Below are 21,853 nucleotides of genomic sequence, written 5' to 3'. Positions count from 1 at the left end.
GCATGACCTGGCTCCACGTCCAGCGCAGCGACTCCCCGCTGATCCTCGCCTTCCCCCATGGCGGAACTGAGATCCCAGACCTCCTGCTCCCTGATTTCCGCTCGCGCTGGTGGGCGGTCCGCGATGCGGACTGGCATATCCGCGCGCTGTACGACGGCCTCGCCGACGCGACGTTGATCTGGACCGACGTGTCGCGCAGCGTGATCGACTGCAATCGCGATCCCTCCGGCGCGTCGCTCTATCCCGGGCAGGCGACGACTGGCCTGTGCCCGACGGAGACGTTCGATGGCGAGCCGCTCTATCGCGACGGTGCCGCGCCCGAGGTCACGACGCGTCGCGATACCTGGTTCACGCCTTATCACGCCGCGATCGCGGCCGAGATCGCGCGCCTCCGCACTCTCCATCCGCGCGTCGTGCTGTACGACTGCCACTCGATCCGAAGCCACGTCCCACGGCTGTTCGACGGCGAGCTTCCCGAACTCAATATCGGCACCGACAACGGCGCGACGTGCGATCCGGCGCTGAGCAATGCGGTGGTCGCCGCCTGCGCCGGCCGCAGCCACGTCCTCAACGGCCGTTTCCGCGGCGGCTGGACGACGCGCCATTACGGCCAGCCCGAGCAAGGCGTCCACGCGATCCAGATGGAAATCGCGATGCGCGCCTATCTCGACGAGCCGCAAGGCGAGCCCGACGAGAGCAACTGGCCGCCCGCTTACAATCCCGATTTCGCCGCCCCGCTGCGCGCCGACCTTGCGCACGTGCTCGCCGCCGCTCTTTCGTTCGCCAAGGACCAAGCATGACCCGCATCGACAATCAGCGTCACATCCAGGCCGCAACCGGCACCGAACTCTCGGCCAAATCCTGGTTGACCGAAGCGCCGCTGCGCATGTTGATGAACAATCTCGACGCGCGCGTGGCGGAGAATCCGCAGGAACTGGTCGTCTATGGCGGTATCGGTCGCGCCGCGCGCGACTGGGAAAGCTATGATGGCATCGTCGAGACGCTGCGCCGGCTGGAGAGCGACGAGACGCTGCTGATCCAGTCGGGCAAGCCGGTGGGCGTGTTCCGTACCCACGAGAATGCGCCGCGCGTGCTGCTGGCGAACTCGAATCTCGTCCCGCATTGGGCGACCTGGGAGCATTTCGCCGAGCTCGATCGCGCCGGGCTGATGATGTACGGCCAGATGACCGCCGGGTCGTGGATCTATATCGGCACCCAGGGCATCGTTCAGGGCACCTACGAGACCTTCGTCGAAATGGGCCGCCAGCATTATGACGGCGACCTGACCGGCCGCTGGCTGCTGACCGCCGGGCTCGGCGGGATGGGCGGCGCGCAGCCGCTCGCGGCGGTGATGGCGGGCGCCTCGTGCCTGGCGATCGAATGCCAGCCGAGCCGGATCGAGATGCGGCTGGCGACCGGCTATCTCGACTATAAAGCGGACACTATCGAGGAAGCGATGGCGATCCTCGACCGCGCCAAGGCCGAGGGCAAGGCGGCCTCGGTCGGCCTGCTCGGCAATGCCGCCGAATTGCTGCCCGAAATGTTCCGCCGCGGCATCCGCCCCGATCTGCTGACCGACCAGACCTCGGCGCACGATCCGGTCAACGGCTATCTCCCCATCGGCTGGACGCTCGACCAATGGTTCGAGGGGCGCAAGCGCGATCCGGCAGGCGTGGCCAAGGCCGCCAAGGCATCGATGGCGGTCCATGTCCGCGCAATGCTCGATTTCCAGGCGGCGGGTGTGCCGACGGTCGATTATGGCAACAATATCCGCCAGGTTGCCAAGGACGAAGGCGTCGCCAACGCCTTCGATTTCCCCGGTTTCGTCCCCGCCTATATCCGCCCGCTGTTCTGCCGCGGCATCGGCCCGTTCCGCTGGGTCGCGCTGTCGGGCGATCCCGAGGATATCTACAAGACCGACGCCAAGGTGAAGGAGTTGCTGCCCGACAATGCGCCTCTCCATCGCTGGCTCGACATGGCGCGCGAGCGGATCCATTTCCAGGGCCTGCCCGCGCGGATTTGCTGGGTTGGCTTGGGCGACCGCCACCGGCTCGGCCTCGCGTTCAACGAGATGATGGCCAGCGGCGAATTGAAGGCACCGGTGGTGATCGGCCGCGACCATCTCGATTCGGGATCGGTCGCCAGCCCCAATCGCGAGACCGAGGCGATGCGGGACGGCTCCGATGCGGTCAGCGACTGGCCGCTGCTCAACGCGCTCCTCAACACCGCCAGCGGCGCGACCTGGGTGTCGCTCCACCATGGTGGCGGCGTGGGCATGGGCTATTCGCAGCACGCCGGCATGGTGATCGTCGCCGACGGCACGCCCGAGGCAGCGAAGCGGCTCGAGCGCGTATTGTGGAACGACCCCGCGACGGGCGTGATGCGCCATGCCGATGCCGGCTACGACATCGCGATCGACTGCGCGCGCGAGAAGGCGCTCGACTTGCCGAGCCTCGCTTAGGCGGGACATCGGAACGTCCCCGGCCACCAAGGCGTTCGTGCCCCTCGAAGGAGAGAAAGCATGAACGCCAAACTTAGCTTCGGTGCGATCGCGCTTATCGCGGCCCTCGGTGCCTGCTCGCAAAAGGCGCAGGACACGACCACCAATGCGGTGACCGATATCGGGTCCGACATCGGCAATACGACCAGTGGTGCGATCGACGCGGCGGGCAACGTCGCCGGCAATGCGCTCGATGCCGCCGGCAACGCGCTGAATCCCACGCCCAGCGGACAAGAATTCGCCGACAAGGCGGCCAAGAGCGACGCATTCGAGATCGCCGCGGCCAAGCTCGCCAAGACCAATGCCGAGTCGGCCGACGTCAAGACATTCGCCGCGGCGATGATCGAGGCGCACACCGGATCAACCGCCAAGATCAAGGCCGCCGCCGCCAAGGCGACCCCCGAGATCAAGCCCGATCCGGCCCTTACCAGCAACCTGCAGTCGAAACTCGACGATCTCGCCAAGCTCAAGGGCGCCGATTTCGACAAGGCCTATATCGACGGCCAGGTTTCGGCACACGAAGACGCCCTGTCCCTGATGAAAAACTATGCCGACAAGGGCGATACGCCGAGCCTGAAGGCAGCGGCGGGCGAGATTCTGCCCAAGGTGCGGGAGCACCTCGATATGGCGAAGAAGCTGAAGAAGTAGAGCTCATCAAGCCCCTGGAGGGGCTTAGAAGCCTAACTACTCGTCCGCTCGACCAGCGGCGCAAAGCGGGCGACTTGCCGCCCGATCAGGCACAATTGCTCGACCACTGCCGGGTCGGTCGCCCCGCCCTGGCCATCGAACTGCGTGACCTGGGTATTGATCGCCGCCGCGAACGGCGTCGGCCAGCCGCGTAGCGCGTGGACGATCGAGCGCAGCGCCGCGATCGTCGACCCCGTCGCTTGCCAGCCATAAGCGGTGGCGATCAGCCCGACCGGCATGTCGGCGAGGTAAGGTCGATCGTCCTTGGCGGTCTCCTCGAGCAGATCGAGCGCATTCTTGACCACGCCCGACAGGCTGCCGTGATAGCCGGGGCTGGCGATGATCACGCCCGACGCCTTGCGCACCGCGTCGACGAACTCGCGTTCCTGCGACGTCCGCGAGGTTGCGCGCGGATCATAGAGCGGCAGCCGCGCCATGTCCTCGCCGCCGAACAGCCGCGTGGCGAACCCTTCGCGTTCGACCGCGTCCAGCGCGATCCTGAGCGCGCGTTCGGTCGACGAAACCGCGCCGATCGTTCCCCCGATTCCGACGATCAACGGTTTGTCCGGCATGCCTGCTCCTTCGCCACCAATGCCCCGCGATAGCCTCCCTGCGCGCGATCTGCTACAGCGGCATTGCACGGTCTGTGTTATTCGAGTAATACGCCTGTTGGCCCCGTGGGCCGTGTGGAAGCAGTGGATGCGCGACGACCCCTTTGACGGCAACCGACGACCCGACCCCCGCTGGGGCGCGCATTCGGCCTATCCCGACGATTATCTGAGCCAGGCGGCAACGGCGGTTCCTCCACCCGATTCCCCGGGCGGTTCGGGTCAGCCCGAGCCCGGCTACACCACCAACCTGCCGGTCGTTCGCAAGAGGCGCCGCTGGGGCCGGATCATCGTGCGGACGATGGCCGCGTGCGTCGTGCTGTTCGTGATCCTGGTCGGCTGGCTGGCGATCACCGCTCCTCTGTCCAAGTCGCTACAACCGCCCACGCCACCCTCGGTGACCTTGCTCGCCGCGGACGGCACGCCGATCGCGCGGCGGGGCGCAACGGTCGACAAACCCGTCGATGCGTCGAAATTGCCCAAATACGTGCCAGGCGCGTTCATCGCGATCGAGGACCGCCGCTTCTATTCGCATTGGGGCGTCGATCCCTGGGGTATCATGCGCGCGATGGCGCACAATGTGATGGCCGGCGGCGTGCGCGAAGGCGGCAGCACGATCACCCAACAGCTGGCCAAGAACGCCTTTCTCGATTCGGATCGCACCGCCGGGCGCAAACTGCGCGAGGCGCTGATCGCCTTCTGGCTCGAAGCGTGGCTGTCGAAGAACGAGATCCTGTCGCGCTATCTGTCCAACGTCTATTTCGGCGACAACGTCTATGGCCTGCGCGCCGCCTCGCTCCATTATTTCAACGTCGAACCCGAGCAGTTGAGCGTCAGCCAGGCGGCGATGCTGGCGGGGCTGGTCAAGGCGCCGTCCAAGCTGGCGCCGACCGGCAATCTGCGGGGCGCTCAGGATCGGGAGAAGGTAGTGCTCGGCGCGATGGTCGCCGCCGGCGTCCTGACCAAGGATCAGGTCGATGTGCGGCTGGCTTCGGTCCGCGTACGGCCGGTCAAGGAATTGCCCGACGGCACCTATTTCGCCGACTGGGTCCTGCCAGAGGCGCGCGATACGCAAGGCGATCTCAGCCAGGAAACCAGGGTCGTCACCACGCTCGAACCTCGTTTGCAAAAGGCTGCCGAGCGCGCGGTCAGGCGCGCGGGCCTGCGCCAGGCACAAGTCGCGATCGTCGCGATGCGCCCCGACGGCCGCGTCGTCGCGATGGTCGGCGGCAAGGATTACAAGACCAGCCCGTTCAACCGCGCGACGCAAGCGCGCCGCCAGCCCGGATCGACCTTCAAATTGTTCGTTTACCTGGCGGCGATGCGCGCGGGGATGACTCCCGACGATATGGTCGAGGACGAACCCATCACGATCGGCGGTTGGAGCCCCAAGAACAGCGACGGCCGCTACGAAGGCCAGATCACGCTGCGCCGAGCTTTCCAGAAATCGAGCAATGTCGCCGCGGCGCGGCTGATCCAGAAGGTCGGAATCGACAACGTCATCAAGGCGGCGCGCGACCTCGGCATCTCGACTCCGATCGCTCACGACGCGTCGATCGCGCTCGGCACCTCGACCGGGTCGCTACTCGAACTGACCAGTGCGTTCGCGGCGATCGCCGGCGACGGCTATCCGGTCAGCGCGCGCGGCATCGAGGCGACCGAGGGCAAGGCCTGGTATTCGAACATCGTCGGCGGCCCGCGCTCGCTCGGCGGCAATATCCGCGACGAAATGCTCGACCTGCTGTCGTCCTCGACCGACGGGGGCACCGGACGGCAGGCGGCTTTGTCGGTCCCGACCTATGGCAAGACCGGGACGACGCAGGACAATCGCGACGCCCTGTTCGTCGGCTTCGCCAAGGACCTGGTGGTCGGCGTGTGGGTTGGCAATGACGACAATACCCCCAATGCCGGCCTGTCGGGCGGCGGCATTCCGGCGCGGGTGTGGAAGGACTTCATGCAGAACGCGCTGGGCATCGCCCCGCCGCCGCCGGTCGCCCCGCCGCCGGTCGATGATAATGCAACTGACGGCGACGAGGACGGCACCATGATCGATCCTGGCACCGGTCCACTGCCGGTCGAGGGCAATATCTCCGGGCTGGGCGTCAACCTCCAGGTCAAGCGCGACGGCACCCTGCGCCTGTCGCCCGCCCCCGACCCCGGCGACCGCCCGCCGCGGCCGCCCAATGAGGATGATGGCGAGCATTAAGCTCTAGCTCGACCTCTTGTTTCCCCTCTCCCGCGTGCGGGAGAGGGAGGGGCCCGCCGCGCAGCGGTGGGAGGGTGAGGGTCTTCTTTCTTCTTCGATCGACGCGATGAGAAAGAAGAAGAAAGAAGACCCTCACCCAACCCTCTCCCGCAAGCGGGAGAGGGCTAGGAGGATATTTCCCTCTTCCCTCTCGCCCCCGCATGAAAGATGGAGCCATTATGCGCTTCTTCTCCGACAACGCCGCCCCGGCCTGCCCCGCGGTGATCGACGCGATCTCTGCCGCCAATGTCCTCGACACCGCCTATGACGGCGACCGCTGGTCGAAGCAGCTCAACGGGCGCTTCTCCGACCTGTTCGGAACGCAAGTCGAGGTGTTGTGGACACCCTCGGGCACCTCGGCGAATTGCCTGGCGCTGGCCGCGCTCTGCCAGCCGCACGGCGCGGTCATTTGTCACCGTGAGGCACATATCAACAATGACGAGGCGGGAGCGCCGGGCTTCTACCTCCACGGCGCCAAATTGCTGCTGGCCGAGGGGCCGGGCGCCAAGGTGACGCCGGACGCGGTGAAGGGCGTGCTCGCCGGCATCCGCAACGACGTCCACCAGGTCCAGGCGCATGCGCTATCGATCACCAACGCGACCGAATACGGCCTCAGCTACACGCCCGATGAAGTCGCCGCACTGGGTGACCTCGCCAAGGCGCGCGGACTCGGCTTCCACATGGACGGCGCGCGCTTCGCCAATGCCGTGGTGCATTCGGGCGCCGATCTCGCCGATTTGACCTGGCGCGCCGGGGTTGATGCGCTGAGCTTCGGGTTCATCAAGAATGGCGGGATGACCGCCGAGGCGCTGGTGTTCTTCAAGCCCGAGCTTGCCGCGGCGAGCCATTATCGTCGCAAGCGCGCCGGGCTGCTCGCGTCGAAGGGGCGCTATCTGGCGGCGCAGATCCTGGCGATGCTCGACAATGACGTGTGGCTGAAGAATGCGCGCGCCGCCAATGCCGGCGCGGCGCTGCTGGCGCGCGCGGCGGGTGACCGGCTGGTCTATCCGGTCGAGGCGAACGAGGTGTTCCTGCGCGCGACGCCGGCGGAAGCGGCGAGTTTGCGTGCTCTGGGCTTCGACTTCTACGACTGGGCGCCAGGCGAAGTGCGACTGGTCACCTGCTGGGACCAGGCCGAGGACGCGATCCGCCCGCTGGCGGACGCGATTGCCGCTTTGGCATAATTCCCTATCCCCTCTCCCGCTTGCGGGAGAGGGAGGGGCCCGCGAAGCGGGAGGGTGAGGGTCTTCTTTCTTCTGTTTGGCATTGAGCCGCAGAGCAGAAGAAAGAAGACCCTCACCCAACCCTCTCCCGCAAGCGGGAGAGGGCTAGTTGTCCCGCCCGCGAGAGGATCGGAAGAACATTTCCATGAGGTGACCTTTTCATCCGACAAGCAGAAGCCGGGTTGTTACGCCCACGCACCGCGGTAGAGCGGAATCGTGCTCCAGCCGCCCCAAGCCAAGCCCCGCTCGACCACGCTCAGCGTGCTGGTGCCGTTCGGCATCGTCACCCTGATCTGGGGATCGACCTGGCTGGTGATCCGCGATCAATTGGGCGTGGTGCCGCCGAGCTGGTCGGTGACCTATCGCTTCCTGGTCGCCGGCATCTGCATGGCCGGCTGGGCGCTGTGGAAGCGCGAGAGCTGGCGGCTGGGCGCGCGCGGCTATGGCTTCGCGGCTTTGCTCGGGCTGCTCCAATTCTCCGGTAATTTCAATTTCGTCTATCGCGCCGAACAGCACGTCACCTCGGGCCTGGTGTCGGTGGTATTCGCGATGCTGCTGATCCCCAACGCGCTGTTCGGCCGCATCTTCCTCGGCCAAAAGCTCGGCCGCCAGCTGATGATCGGATCGGCGATCGCGATGGCGGGCGTCATCCTGCTGTTCGTGCGCGAAGCGCGAGTCGACCCGCATGGACCGGGCCAGGTGCTCGCCGGGATCGGCTTCACTTTGTGCGCGATCCTGTGTGCGTCGACCGCCAACGTCATGCAGGCGACGCCGACAGCGGCACGCTACCCGATGGGCAGCACGGTGGCGGTAGCGATGCTCGTCGGCGCCGCGATCGATGCCATCTTCGCTTACGCTACGACGGGCGCGCCGGTGATCGAGCATCGCGCGGTCTATCTGCTCGGCATCCTCTATCTCGGCATCTTCGCCTCCGCGCTCGCTTTCCCGCTCTATTTCGGAGTGATCCGCACGATCGGCCCGGCCAAGGCGGCCTATTCGAGCGTGATCGTGCCGGTCATCGCGATGATGCTGTCGACCCTGTTCGAGGGCTATCGCTGGTCGGGGCTGGCGATCGGCGGCGCCGCGCTGGCCGCGTTCGGGCTGGTGATCGCCCTCAGGGCCAGAAGGCCCAATCGCTAAAGCAGAGCACGCAGGCCCAACCGATAGTCGGCATAGACCGGCCGCCATCCAAGCACGCGTTTCGCCTTCAGGTTCGACACCCGCCGGTTCTCGGCGTGGAAGGCGCGCGCTTCGGGCGTCAGTGCGTCGAGCGGGACGATCGGCGGCGGATCGATGCCGAGCAAATTCGCGGCGAACTCGATCACCGCATCCTGGCTCATGGGCATGTCATCGGACAGATTATAGGCACCAGGCGGCGCGTCGAACCCGGCGATCACGCCGGCGGCGAGATCGTCGACATGGATGCGGCTGAACACTTGCCCGGCGATTCCGGTCCGGTGTGCCCGTCCGCTCCGCACGCGATCGAGCGGCGAACGGCCCGGACCGTAAATGCCCGGCAGGCGGAACACCCGCGCGCCGAGCGACAGCCAATCGGCATCCGCGCGGTTGCGGGCCTGCCGCCGCCCAAGGATCGGCGCGCTTTCGTCGACCCAGGCCCCTCCGGCGTCGCCATAGACGCCGGTCGAGGAGAGATAGCCGAGCCACTTGCCGCCATCCGCCAGCGCCGCGCCGTAGCGTGCGAAGACGGGATCGACCGCGTCGGGCGGCACCGAGGACAGGATATGCGTCGCGCGATCGATCGCCGCGATCACGCCGTCGCGATCGTCGAAATCGAGATTGCCCGCGCTCCCGGTCGCGACGACCTCCCAGCCTTGGAGCCGGGCGGCGACGACGCTCGCCGCATAGCCCAAGCCAAAGATCAGAAGGTTATTTCGCGCCATAACCGCCGAAATACGTCCCGAAATAATCGCCCTTGTTCCAGCGCGGCCGCTCGTCGTTATCGGCGATTTCGCGCGCGATCGTGTAATTGACCGTCACGAACCGCACCCCTTGCGCCCAATCGAGCGGCTGCGACAGGTCGTCCGACGGCTGATGGTAATGATTGGCCATGAAGTCGTCCCAGGCCGCCTTGCCCGCGCCCTTCTCACCCGGCCACAGGAAGACCGAGGGAATGCCTTTCTGGACGAAACGGAAATGGTCGGAGCGCACGAAGATGCCCTGCTCCGGCATCGGGTCGGGCGACATCGACACGCCGACCGATCCCGCCGCGCGCTCGACGATCGGCCCCAGCGTCGAGCGCTGCGCCCCGAACACCACCATGTCCTCGAACGGATAGGTGATCAGCGGCATGTCGAGATTGACGTCGGCGACGATCGACTTGAGCGGCACGGTCGGGTTGTTGGCGAAATAGTCCGAGCCGATCAGGCCCTTTTCCTCGGCGGTCACCGCCAGGAACAGGATCGTTCGCCGCGGCGGCTTGCCCGACGCGACGAACCGCTTCGCCTCTTCGATCAGGCTGGCGATGCCGATGGCGTTATCCTCGGCGCCATTGTTGATCGTGTCGCCGGTCTTGTCGGGGGCACCGACGCCGATATGGTCAAGGTGCGCCGACAGGATGACAACTTCATCCTGCAACTTGGGGTCGCTTCCGAGCAGGACGCCGATCACGTTCGACGACGGCATCGGTCGCGTCTCGGTCTTGATCGCGACCGACAAGGTACCGTTGAGCGCGACCGGCTTGAACGCTGCATCGTCACTGTCCGCTGCCCTGCGTATCTGATCCCAGCCGATCCTGGCGCCGGCGAACATCTTCGCAGCGGCGCCCGTAGACAAGGTCCCCAGCACCGGCACGCCCTCGGCGCCGCCGGTGCTCTTGCCGTTGGACCAGGTCACCCGTTCGCGGTCCCAGGACCGCGCCAGCGCCGCGATCGGGAAATTGCCGCGCCCGCCGCGCGGGCTTTCGATCTGGACCGCGCCGATCGCGCCATGGTCGGCGGCGATCCGCGCCTTGGTCGCCGCACTCGAGAAGAAGGCTCTTTCTTCGCCGTCATATTTGGTCGGCGCGCCGCCGACAAAAGCGACGATCTTTCCCTTCACATCGACGCCGCGATAATCGTCGCGTTTGTAATCGGGCGCGACGATGCCGTAGCCGACGAAGACGATCGACGCGTTGACGCTGGTCTCCGCCTTGGCGGCATTGGCCGAGGGCACGAAATCCTCCCCGAACACGAGCGTCTGTGGTTTCCCGCCGGACGGCGTCCAGACGAAATTGCCCTTGTCGGCCAGCTTGACGCCGATCAGCGGCACCTTCTGAAGATAGCCGCCATCATCGCCCCCAGGGCGCAGCCCGGCGGCGTAGAATTGCGCCGCGACATATTGCGCGGCGATGTCGAATTCGGCGCTACCCGCTTCCCGCCCGCGCATCGCGTCGGACGCCAGGAACATGACATGGGCTTTCATCGCCGCCTGGTCGGCGGGAAGCGGCGCATTGACCCGCTCGTTGATCGACCTAGCGCTCTCCTTTTTCGGAGTCGGGATGCCCGGAACCTTCCCGGTCTGCGCCAGCGCAGTCCCGGCGGCGAGCGTCAATGCGACCGCGCCGATCAGTCTCAACATGGCTTTCCTCTTGGCTGTCCCTGTCGCGGCGCGTAGCAGACCGATGAAACTTGGCAACGCTGCGTGATGTTTACGATACAGCCAGGCCAACGAGAACGAACGAGAACAGAATGATCGACGCCCAATCCGCCCTTGCCAACCCAGTCGTGACGCGCCGCGAGGATTACAGCGCGCCCGATTGGCTGGTCCCGGACATCGCGCTCGATTTCGAGCTCGATCCGGCGACGACGCGGGTCAAGGCGGCGCTCGATGTGACGCGCAGCGGCGATCACGATCGCCCGCTCCGGCTCGATGGCGACGGGCAGGTGCCGCTGTCGGTCAGCGTCGACGGCAATCCGCACAATGACTGGCGGATGGACGGGTCGGACCTGGTCATCGACCTTCCCGCCGGCAAGCACCGGGTCGAGACCGAGGTCGAGATCCATCCCGACCGCAATACCCAGCTGATGGGGCTCTACGCGTCGGGCGGCAATCTGTGCACGCAATGCGAGGCGGAAGGGTTTCGCCGCATCACCTTCTTTCCCGACCGGCCCGATGTGCTCGCGCGCTATTCGGTCAGGATGACGGCGGACAAGAAGCGCTTCCCGATCCTGCTCGCCAATGGCGATCCGATCGCCTCGGGCGATCTCGACCCAGAAGAAGGGAAACCGACCCGCCACTGGGCCGAATGGCGCGACCCTTTTCCCAAGCCAAGCTATCTGTTCGCGATGGTCGCGGGCAACCTTGCCGCCAATCGCGCGACCTTCACCACCATGTCGGGGCGCAAGGTCGAGCTCGGCATCTGGGTGCGCGAACGCGATCTGGCCAAGACCCAGCATGCGCTCGACGCGCTGCAACTGGCAATGGCGTGGGACGAGAAAGTCTATGGCCGTGAATATGATCTCGATGTGTTCAACATCGTCGCGGTCGACGATTTCAACTTCGGCGCGATGGAGAATAAGGGGCTGAATATCTTCAACAGCCGCTACATCCTGGCCGACCCCGATACCGCGACCGATTACGATTACGACGCGATCGCCGCGGTGGTCGCGCACGAATATTTCCACAATTGGTCGGGCAATCGCGTGACCTGCCGCGACTGGTTCCAGCTCAGCTTGAAGGAAGGCTTCACCGTCTTTCGCGACCAGAGCTTCTCGGCCGACCAGGGATCGGCGGCGGTCAAAAGGATCGAGGACGTGCGCGGCCTGCGCGCCAGCCAGTTCCCCGAGGATAACGGCCCGCTGGCGCATCCGGTTCGCCCGGAAAGCTATATCGAGATCTCCAACTTCTACACCGCGACGATCTACAACAAGGGCGCCGAATTGATCCGGATGATGGCGACGATCCTGGGCAAGGATCGTTTCCGTCGCGCCACCGACCTCTATTTCGACCGCTTCGACGGGACGGCCGCGACCTGCGAGGATTTCGTCCGCTGTATGGAAGAAGGCGGCGGGATCGACCTGACCCAGTTCCGCCTGTGGTATTCGCAAGCCGGGACCCCGCGCGTCTCCGCCGCGCTCGATCACGACGCCGGGTCGGGCCGCGCCACCTTGCGCCTCGCCCAACGCACGCCGCCCACGCCTGGCCAGTCGGTCAAGGAACCCATGGTCCTGCCGCTCAAGCTCAAGCTTTTCGGCAGCGCGACTGGCGCGGCGCTAAGTCAAGAGCAGCTCTATCTGCTCGATCAGCCGACCAGCGAGATCGTGTTCGATGGCGTGAGCGAAGCGCCGGTGCTGTCGATCAACCGCAGCTTCTCCGCGCCGGTCATCATCGAAAGCGACCGTTCGGCGCGCGACCTTGCGTTCCTCTCGGCGCACGACGACGACTCGTTCGCGCGCTACGAAGCGATGCAACAGCTGATGCTCGATACGTTGGTGACCGCGACGCAGCTCGGCCGCGCCGATCATGGCCCGCTGATCGAGGCGGTGCGCCGCACGCTCGAGGATGAGGCGCTCGACCATGCCTTTGTCGCCGAAGCGGTGTTACTCCCGTCGGACAGCTTCATCGGCGACCAGCTCGAGCGGGTCGATCCCGAGGCGGTGTTTCGCGCGCGCGAGGCGCTGCGCCGCGACCTGGGCAAGACGCTCGCACCCTTATGGCGCCAAGCCTATGTCGATGCCTCGACCGGCGCCCCGTTCGTCTATTCGCCCGCCGCCAAGGCCGATCGCCGGATGCGCACCGTCGCTCTCGGCTATATCGCCGCCTCGGGCGCCGACGATGCCGCCGATGTGGCGTTCGCCCAGTTCGAGACAGCGGACAATATGACCGACCGCCAGGGCGCGCTGACCACGCTCGCCAACGGTATGTCGGACAAGCGGATCGCCGCGCTCGACATCTTCTACAATCGCTATTCGACCGACGCGCTGGTGCTCGACAAATGGTTCCAGACCCAGGCGCTGTCGTCGCGCGACGACACCCCGGCGACGGTCGAGGAACTGGCGCGGCATCCCGACTTCACGCTGGCCAATCCCAACCGCGCGCGCTCGCTGGTCGGCGCGTTCAGCGTCAACCAGCGCGCGTTCCACGCCGCGGGCGGCGCGGGCTATCGCTTCCTGGCGGACAATCTGATCGCGCTCGACCGGCTCAATCCGCAGACCGCCGCCAAGCTGCTGCCGCCGCTGGGTCGCTGGCGCCGGTTCGACGAGACTCGCGCGGCACTGATGAAGGCGGAGCTGGAGCGGATCCTGGCAACGCCGGGCCTGTCGAAGGATCTGTTCGAGCAGGCGTCGAAGAGTTTGGAGGGGTAGTGCCAAATAAACCCTCCCCCCTTGTGGGAGAGGGATACGGAGACTTGGGTCCGTCAGGACCCTAGTCGTAGTTGGGAGAGGGGAAGCGGTCGCGACGCGACCGCGCTCCGCTTCCCCTCACCAAGCTACGCTAGCGAGCAAGCTCGCAAGCTTCGCTATCCTCTCCCACAAGGGGAGAGGATTTAATGGCTAAAACAACCGCCCGCCGTTGGGCACCGGCTCGCTCGGCCCGATCAGCACCACCTTGCCGCCCGAATCCGGAAACCCCAGCGTCAGCACCTCCGACCTCATCGGCCCGATCTGGCGCGGCGGAAAATTGACCACGGCGGCGACCTGGCGGCCGATCAGATCCTCCAGCGCATAATGTTCGGTGATCTGCGCCGACGAGCGTTTGGTGCCGATCGGATCGCCGAAATCGATCGTCAGCTTGAACGCCGGCTTGCGCGCCTCGGGGAAGGGCTCGGCGGCGACGATCGTGCCGACGCGGATGTCGACCTTGAGGAAATCGTCGAAGGCGATCGTCTCGGCCGCCGGCGCGGCGCTGTCGTGGGTGACGTGCATCAGAAATTCACATCATGATAATGCGGCGAGGCGGGAATGCCTTCCATCCGCTCGCTCAACAGCGGGCGGAAGCTCGGGCGGCTCTTCATGCCACCATACCAGCGCGCGGTCTGTTCGTGATTCTTCCAGTCGATCCCGCCGAGATAGTCGGCGACCGAGATCTGCGCCGCGGCCGCCAGATCGGCGAGGCTGAGCGTCGCGCCGCCCATCCAATTATGCCGATCGAGTAGGTAGTCGGTGTAATCGAGATATTCGACCGCCGACTTCATCGCCTCGCGCAGCACGCGCGCGTCGGGGCTCGCCTTGGTGACGACGCGCTTGAGCATGCGCTCGCCCAGCAGTCGCTCGGTCACGTCGCGGAAGAAGAAGGTGTCGAACCAAGTCGCCAGGCGGCGGATCTCGGCGCGCTGGATCGCGGTGCCGTTGATCATCTGCGCCTTATCAACCGTCTCCTCGAAATATTCGCAGATGACCAGCGAATCGATCAGCCGGATGTCCCGCTGGGCGTCGGTGATCACCGGCGTCTGTCCCGCCGGGTTCATGTCGATGAACTCGTCGCGCCGCTCCCACGGATTCTCGCGCACCAATGTATAGCCGACCCCCTTCTCCCCGAGGAGCAGCCGGACCTTGCGCGAGAAGGGGCAGAGCGGGAATTGAAGGAGTTGCCACATCCTACCGCTGTTATAAGCTGGCGACGGGCGGGGGAAGATGGCTTGGCAGACTATTCGTTCGACGATCGCTTCGAGACCGTCGCAATCACCTGGAGCCAACCCGAAGCCGCGGTGATGCTGTCGATGTTCGACTTCTACGGCATCCCGGCGTTTGCACTCGGGCGCCGGCATGTTTCGGCACAGGGTCCGATCCTGACCGCGCTGCAGGGTATCCAGATACGCGTCGCCCTGGGGTCCCTGAATGAGGCACTCGACCTGCTCGCCGAAGTCGCCGAGCGGCCCGCGGCGGTTCGACCCTACGCGTTCGGACTGCCCGGATTGTATCGCATCATCGTCGTTCTGGCATTGCTTGCGGCCACGGCGATGCCCGTGGCGCTCGTCCTGATCGGTCCGGACGACGGCATGGCGACGATTGCGCTGGTGCTGCTCACGCAGCTGTTGCTGGTGTTCAACGGCGCGCCGCCACCGCGCACGCCGTCCTACTTCATGCTATGGAAGCGGACCGCGACGGCGTAAAATCTCTATCCGGCAGAATCGTATTTAGACCACCCCGGCGAAGGCTGGGGCCCAGCCGCGATCCGCTCCCAGCGGCGCCATCCCCATACTGGCCCCCAGCCTTCCCCGGGGTGGAATTCAATCCATACCAATCAGGCTTGACCAATCCCCGCGCCCATCACCAGCGCGACCCTGCCGGCGACGCGCCCGGTCATCGCGGGAAGTCCGCGTCGAGCATTTGCCCGTCGTCGAGTTGCACCCCGAAGCTGTTCAGGAACATCGACACCTGGGTGTATTGGCCGACGGTGAAGACCGCATCCATCCGCTGGCGCTCACTCAAATCGCTCAGGCCCGCCCAGGTCGCGTCGCTGACGAAGAAATCGCGCACCAGATCGTCGGCGACGCGCATCAGGGCGGCATCGGCCGCGCTCCAGCCCGGGGCGTCGGGGCCGAGCTTGATACGGTCGATCTCTTCCTGGCTGAGCCCCGATTGCAGCCCGATCCGCGTGTGCTGCACCCATTCATAGCCCGAGCGGCACAGCCAGCCGGAGCGCAGGATCAGCAATTCGCGCTCGCGCGGCGCCAGCGAATTGCGGTCGGACAGGATATACCCGCCCCACAGGTTGAACCGCTTCAGCGCCTTGGGCGCGCGCGCCATCGTGCGGAAGATATTGAGCACGCGTCCACCGAACGGTGCCAGCACCTCGCGTTGTTCGTCGTCGAGTTCGCTATCGGCGAGCGGCGCCACTCGCGGCTGGCTGAGCCTCATCGATCCCTCTCCTTATGTTGGAGAAGGGTAGCCGATACCCATCGTTCGACAAGCCCGACAGCAACGCCATCAGGTCACCATATTCGGTTTTCCGAGTGGGTCAGTTAGGGTTGGTCGTCCCCAGCACCCGGCGAATGCGCTCGGTCGTCGCCTTGAGCTCGTCCGACACCGCCACCGCGGCGCCTGCGGTCCGGCCGGCCGCGACCACCGTCTGCTTGGCGTTACGGTGAATCTCGTTGCGGTAATCGGGATTGCGGCGCGCCGCCATGCTGTCGAGCGTGTCGCTGGGACGGATGCTCGAATCGGGCGCGATCGCGGCCATTGGGCCGACTCGCGTCTGCATCACTGCATCGGTCAGCGCGTCGATCAGTCCGACGACGCCATTCTGCACCATCGGGTTGTTGAGCGCATTGGCCGCCGCGCGCGCGTCCATCTGCGGCGGCGGGGCATCGCGATCTTGCGCGATCGCCGGAGTCGCGGCGAAAGCGAGGACGGGAAGCAGCATATAGTTACGCATGACACATCACCCGAGAAACGACCGGTGAGTCGCCTTATAGCACCGATCGCCCCTTCAACGCTACTCTGCGGCCTGGAGTTCCTCGCTGTCGTCGAGCGCGTGCGGTAATCGCTCGAGCATCTCCTTCGGGATAACTTGCCAGAACTTGGTGCGCGCGCGATCCCAATCGTCGAGAATCCCTTGCGACCAATTGCTGTCGGTCGCCGCGGCATGCGCGCGGACCAGGTTCTTGAGCACCGCTTCCCAATGCGCCGAAGCCAGCCGCTGCCAGATGATCGAGTCGCCATTGGCGCGCCGCTCGAAGCTGGCGCCGGCGTCGTAGACGAACGCCATCCCGCCGGTCATGCCGGCGCCGAAATTGGCCCCGACCGCGCCGAGCACGACCGCGATGCCGCCGGTCATATATTCGCAGCCATTGGCGCCGCAGCCCTCGACGACGACACTCGCTCCCGAATTGCGCACCGCGAACCGCTCGCCGGCCTGCCCCGCCGCGAACAACCGCCCGCTGGTCGCGCCATAGAGCACGGTGTTGCCGATGATGGTGTTTTCCTGGCTCGCCAGCGGCGAAGAGACGACCGGGCGAACAACGATCGTGCCGCCCGACAGCCCCTTGCCGACATAGTCGTTGGCGTCACCGAACACTTCCAACGTGATGCCCTTGCACAGGAACGCGCCGAGACTCTGCCCGGCCGAGCCGCGCAACCGCACGGTAACATGGCCGTCGGCGAGTTTGTCCATCCCGAAGGTACGCGTGATCTCGCTGGAGAGACGCGTCCCGACCGCGCGGTGCGTGTTGCGCACCGAATAGGTCAGCTGCATCTTCTCGCCGCGCGAGAAGACATGCGCCGCATCCTTGATCATCTGCGCGTCGAGGCTGTCGGGCACTTCGTTGCGCCAGGTCTGCAGGCTGAAACGGCGCTGGTCCTCATCGGCATCGACCTTGGCCAGGATCGGGTTGAGGTCGAGATCGTCGAGATGTTCGGCGCCGCGGCTGACCTGACGCAGCAATTCGGTGCGGCCGATGATCTCGTCGAGGCTGCGCACGCCGAGCCGCGCCAGGATGTCGCGCACTTCCTCGGCGATGAAGGTCATCAGGTTGATGACCTTTTCCGGGCTTCCGGTGAACTTGTCGCGCAGCTTGGCATCCTGGGTGCAGACGCCGACCGGGCAGGTGTTGGAATGGCATTGCCGCACCATGATGCAGCCCATCGCGACCAGGCTGAGCGTGCCGATGCCGAATTCCTCGGCCCCCAGGATCGCGGCGATGACGATGTCGCGTCCGGTCTTGAGCCCGCCATCGGTGCGCAGCTTCACCCGGCCGCGCAAGCCGTTGAGCGTCAGCGTCTGGTTGACTTCGGACAACCCCATTTCCCACGGCGTGCCGGCATATTTGATGCTGGTCTGGGGCGACGCGCCGGTGCCGCCGACATGGCCCGACACCAGGATGACGTCGGCATGCGCCTTGGCGACGCCGGCTGCCACGGTGCCGATTCCCGCCGAGCTGACCAGCTTCACGCAGACCCGGGCGCGCGGATTGATCTGCTTCAGATCGTAGATCAGCTGCGCCAGATCCTCGATCGAATAGATGTCGTGATGCGGCGGCGGGCTGATCAGGGTCACGCCGGGCGTGGCGTGGCGCAATTTGGCGATGAATTCGGTGACCTTGAAGCCGGGCAGCTGGCCGCCCTCGCCGGGCTTGGCGCCCTGCGCGACCTTGATCTCGATCTCGTCGCAAGCATTGAGATATTCCGCCGTCACGCCGAACCGGCCCGAGGCGATCTGCTTGACGCCCGAATTGGCGTTGTCGCCGTTTTCGTAGGGCTGGTAGCGTAGCTTGTCCTCGCCGCCCTCGCCCGACACCGCCTTGGCGCCGATCCGGTTCATCGCGATGGCCAGCGTCTCATGCGCTTCGGGCGACAGCGCGCCCAGGCTCATGCCCGGGGTGACGAAGCGCTTGCGGATCTCGGTGATCGGCTCGACCTGGTCGATCGCGATCCCTTCGTCGGGGAAATTGAACTGGAGCAGGTCGCGCAGATAGACCGGCGGCAAATCGGCTACCCCGCGCGAGAATTTCTGATAGGTCGAATAGCTGTCGGTTCCGACCGCGGTTTGCAGCAGATGCATCAGCTGCGCCGAATAAGCATGCGTCTCGCCGCCATAGCGCTGCCGGTAGAAGCCGCCGATCGGCAAGGTCGCCACGCCCGTATCGAACGCCTGCTGATGACGCAGTTCGGCATTGAGGTGGAGCGAGGCATAGCCCTCGCCCGAAATCTTCGCCGGCATGCCCGGGAACAAATCGGCGACCAGGCTGCGCGACAGACCGACGGCTTCGAAATTATAGCCGCCGCGATAGCTGGAGATCACCGCGATCCCCATCTTGGACATGATCTTGAGCAGCCCTTCCTCGACCGCCTTGCGATGATTGCCGAGGCACTTGTCGAGGCTCTGCTCGCCGAACAGGCCGCGCGCATGACGATCGGCGATCGCCGCTTCGGACAGATAGGCATAGACTGTGGTCGCGCCGACCCCGATCAGCACCGCATAATAATGCGTGTCGAGGCATTCGGCGGTCTCGATATTGACCGAGCAATAGGAGCGCAGGCCCCGGCGGACGAGGTGCGTGTGCACCGCCGCCGCCGCCAGCACGCCGGCGATCGCGACCTTGTCCGGGCCGATCGCGCGGTCGGACAGGAAGATTTCGCTCTTTCCCTCGCGCACGGCTTGCTCGGCCTGGTTGCGGATGCGCTGGATCGCGGTGCGCAGCGCATCGGGTCCCCCGCCCGAGGGAAAAGTGCAGTCGATTTCAGCGGTCTGGCTGCCGAAATGCGCCTTGAGCTTGGCCCAGTCGGCGCCGGTCAGCACCGGACTTTCGAGCACCAGCACGCGGTCCCGCCGCACGCCGGTGTCGAGAATGTTGGCCAAGTTGCCGAACCGCGTCTTGAGCGACATCACGTGACGCTCGCGCAGACTGTCGATCGGCGGGTTGGTGACCTGCGAGAAATTCTGGCGGAAGAACTGGCTGATCAGTCGCGGCTTGTCCGAGATGACCGCAAGCGGCGTATCGTCGCCCATCGATCCGATCGCTTCCTTGGCGGTCTCGACCATCGGCGACAGGATCAACTCCATGTCTTCCAGCGTCTGGCCGGCAGCGACCTGGCGCCGCAGCAGCTCGGCGCGGTCGAAACGGGTGACCGTTTCGCCCTTGGGCGCCGGAAGTTCATCGACGGTCAGGAACTCGCCGATCATCGTGGCGTAATCGTGCTCGTCGGCGATGCGATCCTTGACCTCGCGGTCGTGGAGCAGGCGCCCTTGCTCGAGATCGACCGCAATCATCTGGCCCGGTCCGAGCCGGCCCTTTTCGACGATCATCGTTTCGGGCACGACGACCATGCCCGCTTCCGACCCGACGATCAGCAGCCCGTCGGAAGTCTGGGTATAGCGCAACGGCCGGAGCGCATTGCGGTCCATGCCGGCGACCGCCCAGCGGCCGTCGGTCATCGCCAGCGCGGCGGGGCCGTCCCACGGCTCCATCACCGAGCCGAGATATTTGAACATGTCGAGATGCTTCTTCGGCATCTCGCCCTTCGGTCCCCATGCCTCGGGCACCAGCATCAGCTTGGCGGTGGGCGCGTCGCGGCCAGAGCGGCAGATCGCCTCGAACACCGCGTCAAGCGCCGCGGTGTCCGACGCCCCCGCCGGGATCACCGGCTTGATGTCTTCCGACGCTTCGCCGAACGCGTTCGCCGCCATCTTGATCTCGTGGCTGAGCATCCAGTTCTTGTTGCCGCGGATCGTGTTGATCTCGCCATTGTGCGCGAGGCAGCGGAACGGCTGCGCCAGCCACCATTGCGGGAAGGTGTTGGTCGAATAACGCTGATGGAAGATCGCGACGCGGCTCTCAAACCGCGGGTCCTTGAGGTCGGGGTAGAAGACCGACAGGCTCTCGGCCAGGAACAGCCCCTTATAGACGATCGAGCGGCAGCTCAGCGAACAGATGTAGAAGCCGTTGATCTGCGCGGCGATGACGCGCTTTTCGATGCGGCGGCGAACGAGATACAGATCCTTCTCGAACTCCTCGGCCGATTGCGTGCCCGGCAAGGGGCCGGCGATCATGATCTGCTCGATTTCGGGCCGCGTTTCCTGCGCCTTGCGGCCGATTACCGACACGTCGACCGGCACCTGCCGCCAGCCATAGATCGAATAGCCCGCCTCGATGATCACGCTTTCGACGATCGTGCGGCACGATTCCTGTGCGCCAAGATCGGTGCGCGGCAGGAAGATCATGCCGACCGCGAGCTGGTTGTCAGCGACCTTGTGCCCCGACGCCTGGATCGCCTCGTCGAAGAATTTGTGCGGCAAGTCGACATGGAGGCCGGCGCCATCGCCGGTCTTGCCATCGGCATCGACCGCGCCGCGGTGCCATACCGCCTTCAGCGCATCGATCGCCGACTGCACGACCCGGCGCGACGGCTGGCCGTCGGTCGCGGCGACAAGGCCGACGCCACAGGCATCGGATTCGAATTCGGGACGGTACATCCCCTCGGCAGCCAGGCGGGCGCGTTGATCGGTCATTGCGCTGTCTTTCTCTTTGGGGGCGGCAGATCCTTGGTCGCCGCCTCGACCTTGGCCATGATCGTCGGCATCCGCTCGATCATCTTCGGTGCGAAAGCCTGCATCGCCTTCATCATGTCCGGACCCATCATCAGCGTCATCGATTCGCGCGCGTATATCTGGCCGGTCGGAGTCTGAAAGAAGGTGTGGAGGTCATTGAGCTGGGCGACGGTAAATCGCCGTGCATAGGCATTCGCAAACGCGACTCGCACGTCGGGCTCGACCTCGTTCATCAGGGCGGTCATTTCACCCATCATGACGTTCATCGACCGGCGCATACGCTCCTCGAAAAAGGGATCGTCCTCAGCCAAGACTTGGCGAAACGTCTTGCCTGTCGATTTATCGGGGCCGTCCGCCTTCAATCCCTTGGCGAACGTGTCTGCAGGCATGTCGTACATGCTGGCCATCGTCCCGTTCACCATCTGGTCCATGACCGCCCGCATGATGCGCTCGTAGGTCCCCAGCGGCCAGACCTGGTCGATAACCTGTCGCGCAGCCGCCAGCCGCGCGGGGTCGACCGGTCCGAGGTCGGCCGGGCCAGCTACAGGCGAAGATGCTGCCGACGGCACGCTTTGCGCAGACGCCGGTGCGGCGAGGAGCATTGTCGCGATGGTGAAAAGGGGTGCCCTAATCATGGCAGTTTCCCCCGCGCGTCCGCGCACCC

The 21,853-nt window shown here is 65.6% G+C and carries 17 protein-coding genes; 8 read left to right on the top strand and 9 right to left on the bottom strand.

Annotation, left to right across the window (positions count from 1 at the left end):
- Window positions 1–2 precede the first annotated feature (2 nt).
- The 3 genes from hutG to AC1DRD_RS00320 are packed head-to-tail and all read left to right on the top strand — an operon-like array spanning window position 3 to window position 3,148.
- On the top strand, window positions 3–800 hold the full coding sequence (gene hutG / locus AC1DRD_RS00330; RefSeq protein ID WP_478039487.1) for an N-formylglutamate deformylase: 798 nt from the start codon (window positions 3–5) through the stop codon (window positions 798–800).
- Window positions 797–2,461, top strand: coding sequence for a urocanate hydratase (gene hutU, locus AC1DRD_RS00325; RefSeq protein ID WP_478039486.1), 1,665 nt, complete (start codon window positions 797–799; stop codon window positions 2,459–2,461). Before hutG ends, hutU begins: the two co-directional genes overlap by 4 nt.
- A 60-nt stretch (window positions 2,462–2,521) precedes the next feature.
- Complete coding sequence (locus AC1DRD_RS00320) at window positions 2,522–3,148, top strand: DUF4142 domain-containing protein (protein WP_478039484.1); 627 nt, start codon at window positions 2,522–2,524, stop codon at window positions 3,146–3,148.
- A 32-nt stretch (window positions 3,149–3,180) separates the two neighbouring features.
- On the opposite strand, the gene AC1DRD_RS00315 is transcribed toward AC1DRD_RS00320, so the two are convergent.
- On the bottom strand, window positions 3,181–3,759 hold the full coding sequence (locus tag AC1DRD_RS00315; protein ID WP_478039482.1) for an NADPH-dependent FMN reductase: 579 nt from the start codon (window positions 3,757–3,759) through the stop codon (window positions 3,181–3,183).
- A gap of 127 nt (window positions 3,760–3,886) precedes the next feature.
- Here AC1DRD_RS00315 and AC1DRD_RS00310 point away from each other — a divergent pair, with 127 nt between their 5' ends.
- From AC1DRD_RS00310 to AC1DRD_RS00300, 3 genes are all read left to right on the top strand, one after another.
- The gene (locus AC1DRD_RS00310) at window positions 3,887–6,001 is read left to right on the top strand and encodes a transglycosylase domain-containing protein (protein ID WP_478039480.1); all 2,115 of its coding nucleotides are present in this window, start codon (window positions 3,887–3,889) and stop codon (window positions 5,999–6,001) included.
- A gap of 218 nt (window positions 6,002–6,219) precedes the next feature.
- On the top strand, window positions 6,220–7,224 hold the full coding sequence (locus tag AC1DRD_RS00305) for a threonine aldolase family protein (protein WP_478039478.1): 1,005 nt from the start codon (window positions 6,220–6,222) through the stop codon (window positions 7,222–7,224).
- A 255-nt stretch (window positions 7,225–7,479) separates the two neighbouring features.
- Entirely contained in the window at window positions 7,480–8,403 is a 924-nt protein-coding gene (locus tag AC1DRD_RS00300) for a DMT family transporter (RefSeq protein WP_478039476.1), read from the top strand.
- Here the strand turns inward: AC1DRD_RS00300 and AC1DRD_RS00295 are convergent.
- Both AC1DRD_RS00295 and AC1DRD_RS00290 read right to left on the bottom strand, forming a co-directional pair.
- Window positions 8,400–9,164, bottom strand: a complete 765-nt coding sequence (locus tag AC1DRD_RS00295; protein ID WP_478039474.1) for a Rossmann-fold NAD(P)-binding domain-containing protein — start codon at window positions 9,162–9,164, stop codon at window positions 8,400–8,402. The two genes, AC1DRD_RS00300 and AC1DRD_RS00295, sit on opposite strands and share 4 nt — an antisense overlap.
- The gene (locus tag AC1DRD_RS00290) at window positions 9,151–10,839 is read right to left on the bottom strand and encodes a M28 family metallopeptidase (RefSeq protein WP_478039472.1); all 1,689 of its coding nucleotides are present in this window, start codon (window positions 10,837–10,839) and stop codon (window positions 9,151–9,153) included. Before AC1DRD_RS00290 ends, AC1DRD_RS00295 begins: the two co-directional genes overlap by 14 nt.
- A gap of 110 nt (window positions 10,840–10,949) precedes the next feature.
- On the opposite strand from AC1DRD_RS00290, the gene pepN reads away from it, so the two are divergent.
- A complete protein-coding gene (pepN, locus tag AC1DRD_RS00285; RefSeq protein ID WP_478039471.1) occupies window positions 10,950–13,565 on the top strand; it encodes an aminopeptidase N in 2,616 nt (871 codons plus the stop codon).
- Between the two features lie 189 nt (window positions 13,566–13,754).
- On the opposite strand, the gene AC1DRD_RS00280 is transcribed toward pepN, so the two are convergent.
- Together AC1DRD_RS00280 and AC1DRD_RS00275 are read right to left on the bottom strand one after the other, a co-directional pair.
- Complete coding sequence (locus AC1DRD_RS00280) at window positions 13,755–14,126, bottom strand: tRNA-binding protein (RefSeq protein WP_478039469.1); 372 nt, start codon at window positions 14,124–14,126, stop codon at window positions 13,755–13,757.
- Window positions 14,126–14,797 carry a glutathione S-transferase family protein gene (locus AC1DRD_RS00275; RefSeq protein ID WP_478039467.1) on the bottom strand — a complete coding sequence of 224 codons (672 nt, stop codon included), beginning with the start codon at window positions 14,795–14,797 and terminating at the stop codon, window positions 14,126–14,128. Before AC1DRD_RS00275 ends, AC1DRD_RS00280 begins: the two co-directional genes overlap by 1 nt.
- A 42-nt stretch (window positions 14,798–14,839) precedes the next feature.
- Here AC1DRD_RS00275 and AC1DRD_RS00270 point away from each other — a divergent pair, with 42 nt between their 5' ends.
- Window positions 14,840–15,313: a hypothetical protein gene (locus tag AC1DRD_RS00270; RefSeq protein ID WP_478039465.1), complete on the top strand. Its 474-nt coding sequence runs from the start codon at window positions 14,840–14,842 to the stop codon at window positions 15,311–15,313.
- 190 nt (window positions 15,314–15,503) lie between these two features.
- Here the strand turns inward: AC1DRD_RS00270 and AC1DRD_RS00265 are convergent, their stop codons facing one another.
- From AC1DRD_RS00265 to AC1DRD_RS00250, 4 genes are all read right to left on the bottom strand, one after another.
- On the bottom strand, window positions 15,504–16,061 hold the full coding sequence (locus AC1DRD_RS00265) for a carboxymuconolactone decarboxylase family protein (protein WP_478039463.1): 558 nt from the start codon (window positions 16,059–16,061) through the stop codon (window positions 15,504–15,506).
- Between the two features lie 100 nt (window positions 16,062–16,161).
- Window positions 16,162–16,578 (bottom strand): hypothetical protein, encoded by a 417-nt coding sequence (locus tag AC1DRD_RS00260; RefSeq protein WP_478039461.1) that lies wholly within the window; start codon window positions 16,576–16,578, stop codon window positions 16,162–16,164.
- Between the two features lie 60 nt (window positions 16,579–16,638).
- Window positions 16,639–21,150, bottom strand: coding sequence for a glutamate synthase large subunit (gltB, locus tag AC1DRD_RS00255; RefSeq protein ID WP_478039460.1), 4,512 nt, complete (start codon window positions 21,148–21,150; stop codon window positions 16,639–16,641).
- A complete protein-coding gene (locus tag AC1DRD_RS00250) occupies window positions 21,147–21,851 on the bottom strand; it encodes a DUF2059 domain-containing protein (protein WP_478039458.1) in 705 nt (234 codons plus the stop codon). The genes gltB and AC1DRD_RS00250 overlap by 4 nt, the downstream gene beginning before the upstream one ends.
- Between the last annotated feature and the right edge of the window lie 2 nt (window positions 21,852–21,853).

This window comes from Sphingomonas sp. P4_G2, assembly GCF_056401155.1.
This window is presented reverse-complemented; position numbering and strand designations above follow the sequence as displayed.

Coding starts and splice junctions, on each gene's coding strand:
- hutG (WP_478039487.1), top strand. CDS start 3: ATGACCTGGCTCCACGTCCAGCGCAGCGACTCCCCGCTGATCCTCGCC.
- hutU (WP_478039486.1), top strand. CDS start 797: ATGACCCGCATCGACAATCAGCGTCACATCCAGGCCGCAACCGGCACC.
- AC1DRD_RS00320 (WP_478039484.1), top strand. CDS start 2,522: ATGAACGCCAAACTTAGCTTCGGTGCGATCGCGCTTATCGCGGCCCTC.
- AC1DRD_RS00315 (WP_478039482.1), bottom strand. CDS start 3,759: ATGCCGGACAAACCGTTGATCGTCGGAATCGGGGGAACGATCGGCGCG.
- AC1DRD_RS00310 (WP_478039480.1), top strand. CDS start 3,887: ATGCGCGACGACCCCTTTGACGGCAACCGACGACCCGACCCCCGCTGG.
- AC1DRD_RS00305 (WP_478039478.1), top strand. CDS start 6,220: ATGCGCTTCTTCTCCGACAACGCCGCCCCGGCCTGCCCCGCGGTGATC.
- AC1DRD_RS00295 (WP_478039474.1), bottom strand. CDS start 9,164: ATGGCGCGAAATAACCTTCTGATCTTTGGCTTGGGCTATGCGGCGAGC.
- AC1DRD_RS00290 (WP_478039472.1), bottom strand. CDS start 10,839: ATGTTGAGACTGATCGGCGCGGTCGCATTGACGCTCGCCGCCGGGACT.
- pepN (WP_478039471.1), top strand. CDS start 10,950: ATGATCGACGCCCAATCCGCCCTTGCCAACCCAGTCGTGACGCGCCGC.
- AC1DRD_RS00280 (WP_478039469.1), bottom strand. CDS start 14,126: ATGCACGTCACCCACGACAGCGCCGCGCCGGCGGCCGAGACGATCGCC.
- AC1DRD_RS00275 (WP_478039467.1), bottom strand. CDS start 14,797: ATGTGGCAACTCCTTCAATTCCCGCTCTGCCCCTTCTCGCGCAAGGTC.
- AC1DRD_RS00265 (WP_478039463.1), bottom strand. CDS start 16,061: ATGAGGCTCAGCCAGCCGCGAGTGGCGCCGCTCGCCGATAGCGAACTC.
- AC1DRD_RS00260 (WP_478039461.1), bottom strand. CDS start 16,578: ATGCGTAACTATATGCTGCTTCCCGTCCTCGCTTTCGCCGCGACTCCG.
- gltB (WP_478039460.1), bottom strand. CDS start 21,150: ATGACCGATCAACGCGCCCGCCTGGCTGCCGAGGGGATGTACCGTCCC.